The organism is Paenibacillus zanthoxyli JH29 (assembly GCF_000520715.1).
Classification (GTDB): domain Bacteria; phylum Bacillota; class Bacilli; order Paenibacillales; family Paenibacillaceae; genus Paenibacillus_AQ; species Paenibacillus_AQ zanthoxyli.
The window spans coordinates 1-3,102 of sequence record NZ_ASSD01000458.1 but is presented as its reverse complement, the minus strand read 5'-3'; the positions used below and the strand labels follow the sequence as shown (position 1 = coordinate 3,102).

Sequence of the window (3,102 nt, the reverse complement as noted above, 5' to 3'; positions counted from 1 at the left end):
CAGCGAACCGATAACGTCATAGCCGGTGCCGGGTCCGCTGCGGATACGCAGCGAGCCTGCCGTAACGATTGCCGTAGAAGAGCGTGGGGCTGCAATCTTCTTCACTGCAGTAACGGCCGATTGGCTTGAAGCGGCTGTGCCGCTAGCCTTCTTGAGATAATAACCCGCAACCCATCCGGTTGTATTTCTGGTCCGAATCTTGAGCCAGCCATGCTGCTCGTCCGTGACGGTAACAAGCGCCCCTCCTTTAACCGCCCCCGTGACCGCCGCTCCGCCTGCCGGCTCACTGCGCACATTAAGCGAAGTTGCGTATACCTTGGCGGTATAGCTGTCCGCCTGTGCAGTATGTGAAGTAAGCATAAGACTAAGAAGGGTTATCGCCGCCGCTGCGGCCATCCGCCTGAACAGCGCCGGACGGCCAGGCCGGGCTGGCTGCTTGACTGCATTTGGCCTGAGAACATGATAGGTTTGTTTATTCATCTTCAGCCTCGCTTTATGTTGAATTTTATGACAGGGAAGAACTCTTCTTACGGGCAATTTCCCGGCGCACGACCGGCGCGACTTCCGCCGCAAGCAGCTCGATGGCTGAAGCGACCTTGGAAAAAGGCATGCCGCCGACATCCATCTGGGCCATAAAGCGGACATGTCCGAACAGCTCATGCTGGTACAGAATTTTCTCGATGATCTGCTGCGGACTGCCGACGGCCAGCGCTTCGCCAGGCTGGGTGTATGCCTCGAAGTCTTCGCGCGTGAACCGGAATTCAGTACCCGGCCGGGCCATGATGCCGTTAAGATAATTCAAATAGTAAGGGTAGAAATCATCAAGCGCCTGCTTGGAGGACTTGGCAATATACCCGTGACTAGTGACGGCAACCTTGAGGCTCTCCGGCGAGCGTCCGGCTTCGGCGGCGGTCTGCCGGTACAGCTCCGCCAGATGCTTGAACCGTTCGGGACGGCCGGAGAGGATGGCGATCGCCATACCGGTTCCAAGTCTTCCAGCTCTTTCTGCGCTCGCCGGAGTGCCGCCTACGCCGATCCAGAGCGGGAGCCTTGGCTGCAGGGGACGGGGAGAAATCTCGGCATCCTTGAGCGGCGGACGGTACGAGCCCTGCCAGTTCACGGTCTCATGCTCGCCAAGCTGCTGAAGGAGAGCGAGATTCTCGGCGAACAGCTGCTGGTAGTCATTCAGGTCGTAGCCGAATAGAGGGAAGGATTCCGTGAACGCGCCGCGTCCGGCCATGATTTCCGCACGTCCTTCCGACAGAAGGTCCAGCGTGGCGAAATCCTCGAACAGCCTAACGGGGTCGATAGTGCCAAGCACCATGGTTGTGCTGGCCAGCTTGATCCGGCTCGTCACCTGGGAAATGGCCGCAAGCACGACGGGAACCGAGGAGACGGCAAAATCCAGCCGGTGATGCTCTCCCACGCCGAATACGTCAAGTCCGGCCTCATCGGCCAGCTTGGCGGCGGCTACGATATCCTGGAGACGGCGCTGCTGGCTAACGGCCTGTCCTGTTACGGGGTCCGGGACGATATCTCCCAAGGTATACACACCAAATTCGAAGCTGCCGGGAAGTGCCGCTGCATTATTTTGAATTGTCATAAAGATGGCTCCTTTTGCGGTCTGTGAACTTTGATTGGTTGTGATTATTATAACAGTTTCCAGATGAAACGCCTTCATTTTCTTGCCCTTGGGAATTAGATCATGGTAAGTTAGGGATTGCGAGAGGAATAAGAAACCGCCGGCATTTCCCGCTAGGCGAAGGAATAGGAGCAGGAAGATATGGCTTATAAAATGGTCTTCTTTGATATCGACGGAACATTAGTCAATGAGGAGAAGGAGATTCCGCAGGACACGCTTAAAGCCGTTTCCGAGCTAAAGCAAAATGGGGTAGAGCCGGTAATCGCCACGGGGCGTGCGCCTTATTTTATCAAGCCTTTGGCGGAAGCGCTGGGCATCGACTCTTATGTATGCCTGAACGGAGCTTATGTCGTGTATAAAGGGAAGACATTGCACAAGCGGCCTTTGTCCAAGGATACGATTCAGGCACTGATTACGCTGGCGGCCCGGCACCGGCATGCGCTGGTGTTCGAAGGCGAACATACTTATTTCGCAGACAGCGAGAACCATCCGTTCGTGACCGAGTCCGTTAATACGCTTAAGGTGGATCAGCCGGGATTCGACCCCGAATTCTGGAAAAACAACGAGATCTATCAGATGTTCCTCCACTGTGAGAGCCATGAGGAAGCGCTGTACGAAGAATTGCTGCCGCAGCTCCGGCTGATCCGCTGGCATCCGCTTGCCATGGATGTGCTGCCGCCGGGAAGCTCCAAGGCCAAGGGCATCGAAGCGATGCTGAACATGCTTGGCATAAGTACCGAGGAGTCGGTCGCATTCGGCGACGGCTTGAATGATAAGGAGATGCTGGAGCTGGCCGGTATGGGCATTGCCATGGGGAACGCACATGAAGAACTGATTCCCTATGCGGATTATGTGACCAGCCATGTGGATGAAGGCGGCATTTATAACGGCCTGGTGAAAGCGGGTTTGATTTAACCGGGGCACTGGTTCCGGGCAAAAGCGAGGAGGAAGGACAATGAAGCTGCTCCAATTTATGAAGGACGGACAGGCAAGACTTGGAGTGAAGACCGCAGAAGGAATTATGGATGTGGAATTAACGGCCCGGCGCAGCGGGCTGGAGCTTTCTTTTTCTATGGAGGAAGTTATTCGGGACAGTGCGGCAGCCATCCCCCGGCTTCAAGAGCTGCTGGCCGGTGACCCGCAGTGGCTGGAGGAAGAGGAGATTCGGTATGCGCCCTGCGTCACGCGCCCCCAGAAAATTATCTGCGTAGGATTGAATTACAGAAGCCATGCGGCTGAATCCGGGCTTGCGGCGCCTTCTGTTCCGGTGCTGTTCAGTAAATTTAACAATAGTCTGGCAGCTCACCGGGAGACGGTTATCCTGCCGGATGGCGCGGTCCAGTTTGATTACGAAGCAGAGCTTGTGCTGGTTATCGGAAAGCGGACATCCGGGGTGACGAAGGAGGGGGCTCTTTCCTGTGTATTCGGCTATACCGTCGGGAACGATCTGACAGCAAGAG

General features: G+C 56.0%; 4 protein-coding genes. 2 read left to right on the top strand and 2 right to left on the bottom strand.

Annotation, left to right across the window (positions count from 1 at the left end; translation table 11 throughout):
• Together L691_RS0117680 and L691_RS0117675 are read right to left on the bottom strand one after the other, a co-directional pair.
• The coding region (locus L691_RS0117680) for an SH3 domain-containing protein (RefSeq protein ID WP_025691751.1) at positions 1-480 on the bottom strand (480 nt) is incomplete at its 3' end.
• Positions 481-505: 25 nt separating this feature from the next.
• Entirely contained in the window at positions 506-1,603 is a 1,098-nt protein-coding gene (locus L691_RS0117675; RefSeq protein ID WP_051459402.1) for an LLM class flavin-dependent oxidoreductase, read from the bottom strand.
• A gap of 180 nt (positions 1,604-1,783) precedes the next feature.
• Between L691_RS0117675 and L691_RS0117670 the strand changes: the two genes are divergently transcribed.
• Positions 1,784-2,557, top strand: coding sequence for a Cof-type HAD-IIB family hydrolase (locus L691_RS0117670; RefSeq protein ID WP_025691749.1), 774 nt, complete (start codon positions 1,784-1,786; stop codon positions 2,555-2,557).
• Positions 2,558-2,597: 40 nt separating this feature from the next.
• Positions 2,598-3,102, top strand: a 505-nt coding sequence (locus tag L691_RS0117665) for a fumarylacetoacetate hydrolase family protein (RefSeq protein WP_025691748.1), incomplete at its 3' end; no start/stop codon positions are given.